General features: G+C 71.7%; 12 protein-coding genes. 10 read left to right on the top strand and 2 right to left on the bottom strand.

All coding sequences use genetic code 11. From position 1 onward, the window contains the following. Positions 1-16: 16 nt before the first annotated feature. The 9 genes from ASD06_RS04460 (at position 17) to selA (ending at position 9,056) form a co-directional block, all read left to right on the top strand. Positions 17-1,291, top strand: a complete 1,275-nt coding sequence (locus ASD06_RS04460) for a sugar ABC transporter substrate-binding protein (protein ID WP_056673805.1) — start codon at positions 17-19, stop codon at positions 1,289-1,291. 62 nt (positions 1,292-1,353) lie between these two features. Beyond that, positions 1,354-2,292: a carbohydrate ABC transporter permease gene (locus tag ASD06_RS04455; protein ID WP_082537714.1), complete on the top strand. Its 939-nt coding sequence runs from the start codon at positions 1,354-1,356 to the stop codon at positions 2,290-2,292. Further along, a complete protein-coding gene (locus ASD06_RS04450) occupies positions 2,292-3,110 on the top strand; it encodes a carbohydrate ABC transporter permease (protein WP_056673802.1) in 819 nt (272 codons plus the stop codon). Before ASD06_RS04455 ends, ASD06_RS04450 begins: the two co-directional genes overlap by 1 nt. Position 3,111: 1 nt before the next feature. Further along, a complete protein-coding gene (dgoD, locus tag ASD06_RS04445) occupies positions 3,112-4,260 on the top strand; it encodes a galactonate dehydratase (protein ID WP_056673799.1) in 1,149 nt (382 codons plus the stop codon). Positions 4,261-4,262: 2 nt separating this feature from the next. Continuing rightward, positions 4,263-4,925 (top strand): bifunctional 4-hydroxy-2-oxoglutarate aldolase/2-dehydro-3-deoxy-phosphogluconate aldolase, encoded by a 663-nt coding sequence (locus tag ASD06_RS04440; protein ID WP_056673796.1) that lies wholly within the window; start codon positions 4,263-4,265, stop codon positions 4,923-4,925. Beyond that, positions 4,922-5,899 carry a sugar kinase gene (locus tag ASD06_RS04435; protein WP_082537708.1) on the top strand — a complete coding sequence of 326 codons (978 nt, stop codon included), beginning with the start codon at positions 4,922-4,924 and terminating at the stop codon, positions 5,897-5,899. The genes ASD06_RS04440 and ASD06_RS04435 overlap by 4 nt, the downstream gene beginning before the upstream one ends. A gap of 30 nt (positions 5,900-5,929) precedes the next feature. After that, on the top strand, positions 5,930-7,159 hold the full coding sequence (gene manD / locus ASD06_RS04430) for a D-mannonate dehydratase ManD (RefSeq protein ID WP_056673793.1): 1,230 nt from the start codon (positions 5,930-5,932) through the stop codon (positions 7,157-7,159). Then, positions 7,149-7,718 (top strand): gluconokinase, encoded by a 570-nt coding sequence (locus tag ASD06_RS04425; protein ID WP_056673790.1) that lies wholly within the window; start codon positions 7,149-7,151, stop codon positions 7,716-7,718. Before manD ends, ASD06_RS04425 begins: the two co-directional genes overlap by 11 nt. A 9-nt stretch (positions 7,719-7,727) precedes the next feature. Next, positions 7,728-9,056, top strand: a complete 1,329-nt coding sequence (gene selA, locus ASD06_RS04420; RefSeq protein ID WP_082537707.1) for an L-seryl-tRNA(Sec) selenium transferase — start codon at positions 7,728-7,730, stop codon at positions 9,054-9,056. Positions 9,057-9,071: 15 nt separating this feature from the next. Here the strand turns inward: selA and ASD06_RS04415 are convergent, their stop codons facing one another. After that, a complete protein-coding gene (locus ASD06_RS04415; RefSeq protein WP_082537706.1) occupies positions 9,072-9,404 on the bottom strand; it encodes a lipopolysaccharide assembly protein LapA domain-containing protein in 333 nt (110 codons plus the stop codon). A gap of 137 nt (positions 9,405-9,541) precedes the next feature. After that, on the bottom strand, positions 9,542-11,185 hold the full coding sequence (locus ASD06_RS04410) for an ABC-F family ATP-binding cassette domain-containing protein (protein ID WP_056673785.1): 1,644 nt from the start codon (positions 11,183-11,185) through the stop codon (positions 9,542-9,544). 157 nt (positions 11,186-11,342) lie between these two features. Here ASD06_RS04410 and ASD06_RS04405 point away from each other — a divergent pair, with 157 nt between their 5' ends. Beyond that, entirely contained in the window at positions 11,343-12,281 is a 939-nt protein-coding gene (locus ASD06_RS04405) for an acyl-ACP desaturase (RefSeq protein ID WP_056673781.1), read from the top strand. Positions 12,282-12,283 lie beyond the last annotated feature (2 nt).

Below are 12,283 nucleotides of genomic sequence, written 5' to 3'. Positions count from 1 at the left end.
GAGACGCACCTCCCTCATGGCGGCCGCGCTGGCCGCGACGACGGCCCTGGGCCTGACGGCCTGCGGGGGCTCGGACAGCGGTGACAGCGCCGACTCCAAGACCGTGCGGGTCACGCTGGCCAACCACGTGTGGACCGAGAACATCAAGAAGGCGCTGCCGGAGTTCGAGAAGTCCAGCGGTCTGAAGGTCGAGATCACCCAGCTCGGCGAGGACCAGCTCTCCGACCAGTACAACGTCAAGCTCAACGCGGGCTCCTCGGACCTCGACGTGATGATGTATCGGCCGCTTCAGGAGGGGAAGCTGTTCGCGAAGAACAAGTACCTCGCGGACCTCACCGACAAGGTGACGTCGGCCAAGGACTGGAACTGGGACGACTTCCAGGACGGCCCGGTCGGCGCGACCACGTTCAAGGACAAGGTCGTCGGCGTCCCGCTCATCACCGAGCAGGAGGTCCTGTACTACCGCAAGGACCTGCTGAAGAAGGCCGGGATCGCTCAGCCGCCGCAGACGCTCGACGAGCTCAAGGCGGACGCCGCCAAGATCGCGCAGCAGAACCCCGGCATCGCGGGCTTCGTCGCCCGCACCGGCAAGTCCGCCGCGGTGACGCAGTTCTCCAGCTTCCTGTACAGCATGGGCGGGGACTTCATCGACGACAGCGGCAAGGCCGCGATCAACACCGACGCCGCCAAGAAGGCCTACGCGCTCTACGGCGGCCTGATCAAGAACTACGGCCCCAAGAACGTCAGCACCGACATGAGCTGGCCCGAGGCCATGGCGATCTTCACGCAGGGCAAGGCGGCGTTCTACACCGAGGCTGACTCGCTCTACGCCAACGCCACCGACCCGGCCAAGTCGAAGGTCTCCGACACCGTGGGCTTCGCGCCGTTCCCGGCGGGCCCGGCCGGCTCCAAGCCGTACAACGTGCCGTCGTGGGCGCTCGGCATCAACGAGCAGTCCAAGAACAAGGACAACGCCTGGAAGTTCATCAAGTGGGCGACGAGCAAGGAGATGGTGCTCGCGAACCAGAAGGCTGGCGTCCCCGGTGCTCGCCAGTCGGTGTGGGAGAACCCTGAGGGCACCGCGACCTACCCGAAGGACCTCGCCGCGGCCATCGCCGTGAGCACCAAGAACGGTGTGGGACACGACCGCCCGCTGGTCATCAAGGTGCCCGAGGCGCGTGAGATCGTCGGTCAGCCGATCGTCGACGCGATCACCGGTCAGGACGTCGCGGCGTCGGCCGAGAAGGCGCAGCAGGCGTTCCAGGCTCTGCTGGACGACGAGAACAAGTGACGCCGACACCGGCCGGGGCTCCAGCCGCCCCGGCCGGTGCGGCCTCGGCCGACGGAGACCCCATGGCAGTGCAGACCCCGGCGCACCACGCGGCGCCAGCCCGTTCGGCGCCGACCCCTGGCTGGGCGAGGTGGGCGAACCGGCACATGAAGTGGCTGTTCGCCGGCCCGGCGATGGCCTTCGTCGCCGTGCTGATCATCTTCCCCGTCGGCTGGACGGTGTACCTCAGCCTGACCGACGCCGAGGGCTCGGTGCGGGCTGACAAGTCCTTCATCGGGTTGGGCAACTACCTCGACGTGCTCACCGACACCGACCGCTTCTGGCCGGCCGTCGGGCGCACGGTCGCCTTCACCGGCGTCGCGCTGCTGTTCGAGGTGGTCCTGGGCATGGCCGTCGCGCTGCTGCTGTGGAAGCCGTTCCGCGGCGAGAAGTGGGTGCGCGCAGCCATCCTGCTGCCGCTGGTGGCCACGCCGGTCGCGGTCGGCATGATGTGGCGGCTGATCCTCGACCCGAACATCGGCTTCGCCAACCAGGCGCTCGGGTGGTTCGGCATCGGCCCGCAGCCCTGGCTCTCCGGCCAGAAGACCGCGCTGATGACCACGGCCATGATCGACGTCTGGCAGTGGACGCCGATGGTGGTGCTGATCTTGCTCGCGGGCCTGACGTCCCTGCCCGAGGAGCCGCACGAGGCCGCGTTGGTCGACGGGACGACGGGCTGGCAGCGCTTCCGGTACGTCACGCTGCCCATGCTCATGCCCACGGTGATCGTCGCGATCCTGCTGCGCGGCATCGACGCCATCAAGACGTTCGACATCCTCTACGCCACCAAGGGCAAGGGCGGTGGGTCGTTCCACGAGGTCGAGACCCTCAACGTCTACGCCTACGGCCTCAGCTTCGACTACAACGAGTACGGCATCGCGTCGGCCGTCCTCGTCATCTTCTTCCTCATCATCGTGGGCTCCATGTGGGTGCTCACGGCGCGTCGCAAGGAGGACTCCTGATGTCCCGCAAGCGCACGCCGTACTCGGTCTTCCGGGTCGTGGCCCTCGTCGTCGTCGTCCTGGCCCTCATCGGGCCGCTGGTCTGGATGGTGCTCGCGTCGTTCAAGACCACGGTCGACATCTACGACGCCGGCAAGGCCATCTTCTTCACGCCGACGCTCGACCACTACGCCAAGGTGCTCAAGCAGGCGAACTACGTCCAGTACATCGTCAACAGCTTCTGGGTCGCGTTCGCCTCGACCGTGATCTCGTCGATCCTCGGGGTGCCGGCGGCGTACTCGATGAGCCGCTTCAGCATGCGGCGGTCCTCGCTCGTGGTGCTGATGGCCCGCGTGATCCCCGGCGTCTCACTGCTCGTGCCGTGGTTCTACGTCTTCTCGAACCTGCACCTGGTCGGCGGCTACACCGTGCTCATCCTGAGCCACATGTTCGTGGCGCTGCCGCTCATCGTCTACATCATGATGGGCTTCTTCGACTCCCTGCCCCTCGAGCTCGAGGAGGCCGCGCGCGTCGACGGGCTCACCGCGATCGGTGCCTTCCGCCGCATCACCCTGCCGCTGTCGCTGCCCGGCATCGCGACCGGCGGGATCCTCGCCTTCATCTTCTCCTGGAACAACTTCATGTTCGCGCTGGTGCTCTCCGGCGCGCAGACCAAGACGCTGCCCGTGGCCATCTTCAACTTCGTGGGGTACGCGAGCATCGACTGGGGTGGGCTCATGGCGGCCGCCACGGTGGTGACGCTGCCGATCATCGTCATCGCGCTCTTCACCCAGAAGTACATCGTCTCCGGTCTCACCGCCGGCGCCACGAAGGGCTGACATGCCGACGATTCAGCGGGTCGAGACGTTCATGGTGCCGCCGCGCTGGCTGTTCGTACGGGTCGAGACCGACGACGGGCTGGTGGGCTGGGGTGAGGCGACGTGCGAGGGCCGCTCGGAGACGGTGCGCACCGCCGTCGACCAGCTGAGCGAGCTGCTCGTGGGCCAGGACGCGCTGCGCACCGAGGACCACTGGCAGGTCATGACCAAGGGCTCGTTCTACCGGGGCGGCCCGATCCTCGCCAGTGCCGTGTCGGGCCTGGACCAGGCGCTGTGGGACCTCAAGGGCAAGCACTACGGCGCCCCCGTGCACCAGCTGCTCGGCGGCCCGGTGCGCGACCGGATCCGCGTGTACGGCTGGGTGGGCGGCGACGAGCCGGCGGAGGTGGCCGACCACATCGCCGAGCAGGTCGAGGCCGGCCTGACCGCCGTGAAGATGAACGCCAGCGGGCGGATGAGCCCCGTGGCTTCGGTGGCCGAGCTCGATGGCGTGGTGCGGCGGGTCGCGGCCGCCCGCGAGGTGCTGGGCGAGCACCGCGACGTGGCCGTCGACTTCCACGGCCGGTTCACCCTGGCCAACGCCCGCCGGGTCGCGCCGCTGCTCGAGCCGTACCGCCCGTTCTTCCTGGAGGAGCCGGTGGTGCCCGAGAACTCGCACCTCATCGGCGACTTCGTGCGCTCGACCACGACGCCGGTCTCGACGGGGGAGCGGTTGTACTCGCGGCAGGAGTTCCTGCCCGTGCTGCAGGCCGGAATCGCCGTGGCCCAGCCTGACCTCTCGCACGCCGGAGGCATCACCGAGGTGCGCAAGATCGCCGCGCTGGCCGAGACGTTCGACGTCCAGCTCGCACCGCACTGCCCGCTGGGGCCCATCGCGCTGGCGGCATGCCTGCAGGTCGGCTTCGCGACGCCGAACTACCTGATCCAGGAGCAGAGCATCGGCATCCACTACAACCAGGGCGCCGACGTCCTCGACTACCTGCTGGACCAGAAGCCGTTCGCGTTCGTCGACGGCCACATCGAGCGCTTCGAGGCGCCCGGGCTCGGCATCGACGTCGACGAGGACGCCGTGCGGGCGGCCGACCAGCGCGGTCACGCCTGGCGCGGGCCGGTGTGGCGCCACGCCGACGGCAGCTTCGCGGAGTGGTGACCATGAGCCAGCAGCCCGAGCGGACGGCCCGCTCGCAGGCGTTCGTCGACGCGGTGACGCAGGCGCCGGTCATGGCGATCCTTCGCGGCCCGGACGGCGAGGCGCTGGTGGCCCCGGCGCTGCGCCTGCTGGACGCCGGCATCGACCTGCTCGAGATCTCGCTCACCACGCCGGGCGCGTGCCGCGCCATCGAGCAGGTGGTGGCCCGCGCCGACGCAGGGCGCCTGGTCGGCGCCGGCACGGTGCTGACCGCGGGGGACGTCGCCGACGTCGAAGCCGCGGGCGCGCAGTTCGTCGTGACGCCGGCACTGGCCGAGTCCGTGGCCGAGTGCGTACGCCGCGACCTGCCCGTGGCGGCCGGTGCACTGACCCCCAGCGAGGTGCTGGCCGCCCACCTGCAGGGCGCAGCGGCGGTGAAGGTCTTCCCCGCCTCGCTCGGCGGGCCGGCGTACCTGAAGGCGTTGCGCGACCCGTTTCCCGGCATCGCGCTGATGGCTGTCGGTGGCGTCGACGTCGCGGCCACCACGGCGTTCCTGCGGGCAGGGGCGATCGGTGTCGGGGTCGGATCACCGCTGCTCGGGGACGCGGCCGCGGGCGGCGACCTCGACGCGCTGGCCCGGCGGGCGCGCGCCTACCTCGACGCGGCGGGCGAGGCCCGGCCGTGACGGCCCACCCAGAGCGACGGGTCGACGTCCTCACGTTCGGCGAGGCCATGGTCGCCTTCCGGTGCGCCGGCCCGCTCACGCAGGGCAGCGCGCTCGTCGCGCGCCTCGCCGGTGCCGAGTCGAACGTCGCCATCGGCCTGGCCCGACTCGGCCACCAGGTGCGGTGGGTCGGGCGCCTCGGCGCTGACCCGCTCGGCGACCTCGTGCGGACCCAGCTGCGCGCCGAGGGGGTCGACGTCACGCACGTCGTGCGCGACCTCGAGCGACCCACGGGTCTCATGGTGGTCGAAGCCCGCACCGCCGACCTCGCGCGCGTGGAGTACCGGCGCAGTGGGTCGGCTGCATCCGTTCTCTCGCAGGAGGACCTGCGTGCGGCGCTGGACGACGGAGCGCGCTGCCTGCACCTCACCGGGATCACGGCCGCCCTGTCCGACACCGCCCGCGAGACGACGCTCGCCGCGGCCCGCACCGCCCGGGAAGCCGGCGTCCTGGTGTCCCTCGACGTCAACTACCGCTCGCGTCTCTGGTCGCGCGACCGCGCCCACGCGGCGCTGCGCGACCTCGCCGCACTCGCCGACGTCGTCATCGCCTCGGACGACGAGCTGCCTCTCGTCACGTCCGACAGCGATGAGCGGCACGACGAGGAAGCAGCCGTCACGGCGCTGCTCGGTGCCGGGGCGCGGGTCGTCGCCGTCAAGCGCGGCGCCGCGGGCGCGACGCTGGCGACGGCCGACGAGCGGCACGACGCCGCAGCCCTCGCCGTCACCGCCGTCGACACCCTCGGTGCCGGCGACGCGTTCACCGCGGGGCTGCTCTCAGCGCTCCTCGACGACCTGGAACCGCCAGCTGCGCTGCGCCGCGCCGTCACGCTGGGCGCCTTCGCCGTGAGCACCGCTGGTGACTGGGAGGGTCTGCCCACTCGGGCCGAGCTCGGCTTGCTCGACGGGCTCCAGCCCGGCTCCGCCGTTCGCTGATCCACCACCGCCATCCCAGAGAGGATCCCCGTGAAGATCGTCGCCGCCGACGTCGTCGTCACCAGTCCCGACCGCAACTTCGTGACGCTCAAGCTCACCACGGACGACGGTCTCACCGGCCTCGGCGACGGCACCCTGAACGGCCGCGAGCTCGCGGTGGCGTCGTACCTCGTCGACCACGTCGTGCCGCTGCTGATCGGGCGGGACGCGCACGCGATCGAGGACACCTGGCAGTTCCTGTACCGCTCGGCGTACTGGCGCCGCGGCCCGGTCACCATGGCCGCGATCGCGGCCGTCGACGTCGCGTTGTGGGACCTCAAGGCCAAGGCCGCCGGGCTGCCCCTCTACCAGCTGCTCGGCGGTGCGTCCCGCCGCGGGATCATGGCCTACGGTCACGCGTCCGGGCGCGACACGCAGCAGCTCTTCGACTCGATCCGCGAGCACCTCGAGCTCGGCTACCGCTCGATCCGCGTGCAGACCTCGGTGCCGGGCCTGAACGCCGTCTACGGCGTGGCGGCGCAGTCGGCGAGCGGCGGCGCGCGCTACGACTACGAGCCCGCGCAGCGCACACCCCTGCCGGCGGAGGAGGACTGGGACACCCGCGCCTACCTGCGCCACATCCCCGGCGTCTTCGAGGCCGTGCGCGGCGAGTTCGGCCCCGAGCTGCCGCTGCTGCACGACGGCCACCACCGGATGACGCCCATCCAGGCCGCTCGGCTCGGCAAGGACCTCGAGCCGTACGACCTGTTCTGGCTCGAGGACTGCACGCCGGCGGAGAACCAGGAGGCGCTGCGGCTCGTGCGCCAGCACACCACCACACCGCTGGCGATCGGCGAGATCTTCAACACCGTCTGGGACTACCAGACGCTGATCCGCGAGCAGCTCATCGACTACGTGCGCTCGGCGGTCACGCACACCGGTGGCATCACCGCCATGCGCAAGCTGCTCGACTTCGCGGCGCAGTACCAGATCAAGTCGGGCATCCACGGGCCCACCGACATCTCGCCGGTCGGCATGGCCGCCGCCCTGCACCTCGACCTGGCGATCCACAACTTCGGCATCCAGGAGTACATGCAGCACGGAGCGCTCACGAACGAGGTGTTCCGGCAGAGCTTCACCTTCGCCGACGGCTACCTGCACCCTGGCGAGCAGCCCGGCCTCGGCGTCGAGCTCGACGAGCAGGCGGCGGCGCGGTTCCCCTACCAGCCGGCTTACCTGCCGTTCAACCGCCTCAAGGACGGCACCGTGCATGACTGGTGAGCCCGCCGAGACCGCGACGACCCGCCACGTCGTGGTGATGGGCGTCTCTGGCTGTGGCAAGACCACGGTCGCCTCGCGCATCGCCGCGGCCACCGGCTTCGTCTTCGCCGAGGCCGACGAGTTCCACACCGCCGCCAACGTCGCGAAGATGTCGGCCGGCGTGCCGCTGGAGGACGTCGACCGCTGGCCGTGGCTGCGCAGCCTCGCCCGGTGGATGGCCGAGCGCGCGGCCGTGGGGGAGTCCACCGTCATCGCGTGCTCGGCGCTCAAGCGCAGCTACCGTGACGTGCTCGCCGACGGGCCGCCGTCGGTGGACTTCGTGCACCTGGACGGCGCCGCCGAGCTCGTGCGGGCGCGGCTCGCGGCGCGGGTCGGTCACTACATGCCGGCCAGCCTCCTCGACTCCCAAGTGGCGACGCTCGAGCCGCTGCAGCCCGACGAGCGCGGCGTCGTGCTCGACGTCAGCCGGACCCCGGACGCCCTGGCGCGGCAGGCGATCGACGCCTTGGGGCTGGTGCCGTGGGTGCATCGCCCGGCGTCGTCCGAGCACCCCGGCTAGGCTGCCCTGGTGAGCGCTGGCCGAGGGCACGACGTCCGGCGGCGCGTGCCACGCACCGACGCGGTGCTGGACGACGACCGGCTGGCCGACGCCCGCGCCCGGCTCGGGCGCTCTCTCGTGAAGTCGGTGGTGGTCGAAGCGCTCGACCGCGTGCGGCACGGCGAGCTCGAGCCCGACGCGGTCGTCGACGCGGTGCTGGCCGACCTGCCGCCCACGGCGTCGTCCCTGGTGCCGGTGGTCAACGCCACCGGGGTCCTGCTGCACACCAACCTCGGGCGGGCTGCGCTGTCCGGTGCGGCGATCGCGGCGGTCGTCGCGGCCGCCGGGCCGACGGACGTCGAGTTCGACCGTGTCACCGGCGCCCGGGCCCGTCGCGGCCGGGGAGCCTTGGCCGCGCTCGCTCAGGCGGTGCCCGAGGCGGGCGGCGTGCACGTCGTCAACAACGGAGCGGCCGCCCTCGCCCTCGTCGCCACGGCGTTCGCCCAAGGGCGCGAGATCGTCGTGTCGCGCGGGGAGATGGTCGAGATCGGCGACGGCTTCCGGCTGCCGGACCTCATCGAGTCCACGGGCGCGAAGCTGGTGGAGGTGGGCACCACCAACCGCACCACCGTGCGTGACTACCTTGCGGCGGTCGGGCCCGACACGGGGTTCGTCCTGAAGGTGCACCCGTCGAACTTCGTGGTGCAGGGCTTCACCTCCAGCGCCTGCGTGCGCGAGCTGGCGGTTGCGCTGGCCGACCACCAGGTGCCGCTGGTGGCCGACCTCGGCTCCGGTCTGCTGCGCCCTCACCCCCTGCTGCCGGACGAGCCGGATGCCGCCACCGCGCTGCGCGATGGCGCCGACCTGGTGACCGGCAGCGGCGACAAGCTGCTCGGCGGCCCGCAGGCCGGTCTGCTGCTCGGACGCGCCGAGCTCGTGGAGCGACTGCGCCGCCACCCGCTGGCCCGGGCCTTCCGCGTCGACAAGCTCACGCTCGCCGCACTGGAGGCGACCGTGCGCGGCCCGGCGGCGCCCGTGCTGGAGGCGCTCGAGGCGCCGACCGAGTCCCTGTGTCGGCGGGCCGAGGCGGTCGTCGCGCTGCTGGCGACGAGCGGCGTGCAGGCCGACGTGGTCGAGTCCGCCGCCACCGTCGGGGCCGGGGGAGCGCCTGGTCGGACGGTGGCGAGCGTCGCCGTCCGCGTCCCGGCCGGGTGGGCCGCGCCGCTGCGCCGCGGCACGCCGTCGGTGGTCGGCCGGGTCGAGCGCGGCGCCCTGCTGCTCGACCTGCGCTCGGTGCCCCCGGCCCAGGACCCGGTGCTGGTGACCGCTGTGGTCGCCGTCGCGCGCGGGGGCGCGTGACGTCGGGCGGGGCGGTCAGCTGCTGCCGGACCGCCTGATCCGGCGGGCGCTCAGGCGCAGCTGCGCCACCCTGGCGACGCCGGAGATGGCGACCACCACACCGCCACCGACCGCAGCGATGAGCAGCGCCATCCCCAGGGGGAGGCTGCCGTCCAGCCCCAGGAAGGTGACGTCGACCTTCCGGCCGTTCTGCAGCACGAAGATGATGAGCAGCACCAGCAGCAGCAGGGCGATCCCCGTGGCGAACCACGCTGCTCCCCAGCGGGTCAGGCGTGGCGGGGGAGCGGCCGCGGGCGGCGGGGTCTGTTCGGAGGACGGTGTGTGCGCCGGATCATCGGACGTGACCATGGGCGTGCCCCTCTCGTACCCACCGCGGTGGCGGTGATCTCATCGTCGGCCTGCACGCTGCGTGCCACAAGGCCTGTCGAGAAGATGGACGGTGAGCAGGGCCGCGGCGAGCAGGCCGTGATGGAGGGGAGATCCCCTCAGGTTGAGAGCTCGCGGACCTGCCCGTCGAGCAGCTCCCAGTGGCGGGTGGTGCGGACCGTGCGCAGCATCCGCCGGTCGTGGGTGACCAGGAGCACGGTGCCCGCGAACGAGTCGAGCGCCTGCTCGAGCTGCTCGATGGCGGGTAGGTCGAGGTGGTTGGTGGGCTCGTCGAGCACCAGCAGGTTGACCCCTCGAGCCTGCAGCAACGCGAGCCCGGCGCGGGTGCGCTCACCCGGTGAGAGCGTGGCGCACGGCCGCGCGACGTGCTCCGAGCCGAGCCCGAACTTGGCGAGCAGCGTCCGGACCTCGGCCGTGGGCCAGTCGGGCACCTGCGCGGCGAACGCGTCGACGAGCGACGGGTCGCCGTCGAAGGCGCTGCGCGCCTGGTCGATCTCGCCCACCTGCACACCCGACCCCCGCTGGACGCTGCCGTCGTCCGGCGTGATCCGCCCGAGCAGCAGGCCGAGCAGCGTCGTCTTGCCCGAGCCGTTGGGCCCGGTGAGCACGACGCGGTCGGCCCAGTCGAGCTGCAGGTCGACGGGGCCGAGGGTGAAGGCCGCACGGCGCACGACGGCGTGGCGGGCGACGGCGACCACCGACCCCGAGCGTCCGGCCGTGGCGATCTCGAGCTGCAGCTGCCACTCCTTGCGTGGCTCCTCGACGACGTCCAGCCGCTCGATGAGACGGTCGGTCTGGCGCGCCTTGGCCGCCTGCTTCTGCGAGCTCTGACGGTTGCGGTGGATGATGTTCTTGTCGTTGTCGGTGGCCTTGCGCAGGGCGTTGCGGGTGCCCTGGTCGCTCCATGCGCGCTGCATGCGAGCCCGCGCCGTCAGGTCCGTGCGCGTCTGGTCGTAGTCCTCGTAGGCCTCGCGTGCGTGGCGACGGGCGACCTCACGCTCGCGCAGGTAGTCGTCGTAGCTGCCGCCGTACACCGACACCTGCTGCTGGGCGAGGTCGAGCTCGACCACCTGGTTGACCGTGCGCGCGAGGAACTCTCGGTCGTGGCTGACGACGACCACGGGCACCTGCGACTGGCGCACGAAGCGCTCCAGCCGCTCCAGGCCGGCCAGGTCGAGGTCGTTGGTCGGCTCGTCGAGCAGGAACAGGTCGTAGCGCGACACCAGCAGCGACGCGAGCCCCGCGCGGGCCGCCTGCCCGCCGGACAGGGTGGTCATCAGCGCCTCGAGGCTCACGCCCAGCCCGATCTCGCTCGCGACCTGCTCGGCGCGCTCGTCGAGGTCCGCGCCACCGAGGTGCAGCCAGGTCTCCAGGGCGTCGGCGTACTCGTCGTCCGCACCCGGTCGTCCGGCGGCCAGGTCGGCCGTCGCGGTGTCGAGCCGGCGTTGGGCCACCTCGACGCCGGTGCGGCGGTGCAGGAAGGCGCGCACCGTCTCGCCCGGCCGCCGCTCGGCCTCCTGCGGGAGGTAGCCCGGCTGTGCGGCGGGTGGCGACAGCGTCACCTGCCCCTGCTCGGGTCGGACCAGGCCGCCCAGCAGGCGCAGCAGGGTGGACTTGCCGGCCCCGTTGGCGCCCACCAGGCCGACCACGTCGCCGGGGCCGACGACCAGGTCGAGGTCGGCGAACAGCGACCGCGCCCCGTGCCCGGCGGCGAGTCCACGGGCAACGAGGGTGGCGCTCATGGACGACGACGGTACCGACCCGAGGCGGCCGCCGTCGCCCCGGTTTCCCCGCTCGTCCCGCCCGGCGGCTCGGGGCGCCGACTGGACCTACTGGGCGGTAGCGGGCACACTAAGTTACGGAAGCGTAGGTTACGCCAACGTAAGGTGGTGCCCGGCCGTGAAGGAACTGACGCAGCTGCAGCTGCTGACCGAGCTCGAGCCCGTCGTCGAACGCGAGCTCGAACGCCACATGAAGGCGGCCAAGGAGTGGTTCCCGCACGAGTACGTGCCGTGGAGCCAGGGCCGCAACTACGAAGGCATCTTCGACGGCGAGCCGTGGTCGCAGGAGCAGTCGCCGATGAGCCCCACGGCGCGCACCGCCCTGATCGTGAACCTGCTCACCGAGGACAACCTCCCGAGCTACCACCGCGAGATCTCCGACACCTTCGGCCGCGACGGCGCGTGGGGCACCTGGGTCGACCGCTGGACGGCCGAGGAGGGTCGCCACGGCATGGTGATGCGCGACTACCTGCTCGTGACGCGCGCGGTCGATCCCGTGCAGCTCGAGCGCGAGCGCATGTCGCACATGGGCCAGGGCTTCGAGCAGGACAACGACGAGATGCTGCGCTCCGTGGCCTACGTGTCGTTCCAGGAGCTGGCGACCCGCATCTCGCACCGCAACACCGGCAAGTACACCGAGGACCCCTACTGCGAGCAGATGCTGGCTCGCATCGCGCAGGACGAGAACCTGCACATGGTCTTCTACCGCAACCTGCTCGCCGCGGCGCTCGAGATCGCGCCCGAGCAGACCCTGCAGGCCGTGCGCGACGTCGTGGCGACGTTCCAGATGCCCGGCCACACCATCCAGGACTTCGGCCGCCGCTCGGTGCAGATCGCCATGGCCGGGATCTACGACCTGCGGATCCACCGCGACGAGGTGCTCGCCCCGGTGCTCAAGACGTGGAAGGTGTGGGACCGCGAGGGCCTGGGAGCCGAGGGCGAACAGGCCCGTGAGGAGCTCGCCCGGCTGCTCGACGACCTCGACGTCGCCGCCTCGCGCTTCGAGGAGAAGCGCGACGCCTACCTCGAGCGGCAGGCCGCCCGCCGCGCCGGCTGAGA

Origin of the sequence: Angustibacter sp. Root456, assembly GCF_001426435.1 — a bacterium.
Taxonomy (GTDB): domain Bacteria; phylum Actinomycetota; class Actinomycetes; order Actinomycetales; family Angustibacteraceae; genus Angustibacter.
This window is presented reverse-complemented; position numbering and strand designations above follow the sequence as displayed.

Coding starts and splice junctions, on each gene's coding strand:
- ASD06_RS04460 (WP_056673805.1), top strand. CDS start 17: ATGGCGGCCGCGCTGGCCGCGACGACGGCCCTGGGCCTGACGGCCTGC.
- ASD06_RS04455 (WP_082537714.1), top strand. CDS start 1,354: ATGGCAGTGCAGACCCCGGCGCACCACGCGGCGCCAGCCCGTTCGGCG.
- ASD06_RS04450 (WP_056673802.1), top strand. CDS start 2,292: ATGTCCCGCAAGCGCACGCCGTACTCGGTCTTCCGGGTCGTGGCCCTC.
- dgoD (WP_056673799.1), top strand. CDS start 3,112: ATGCCGACGATTCAGCGGGTCGAGACGTTCATGGTGCCGCCGCGCTGG.
- ASD06_RS04440 (WP_056673796.1), top strand. CDS start 4,263: ATGAGCCAGCAGCCCGAGCGGACGGCCCGCTCGCAGGCGTTCGTCGAC.
- ASD06_RS04425 (WP_056673790.1), top strand. CDS start 7,149: ATGACTGGTGAGCCCGCCGAGACCGCGACGACCCGCCACGTCGTGGTG.
- ASD06_RS04415 (WP_082537706.1), bottom strand. CDS start 9,404: ATGGTCACGTCCGATGATCCGGCGCACACACCGTCCTCCGAACAGACC.
- ASD06_RS04410 (WP_056673785.1), bottom strand. CDS start 11,185: ATGAGCGCCACCCTCGTTGCCCGTGGACTCGCCGCCGGGCACGGGGCG.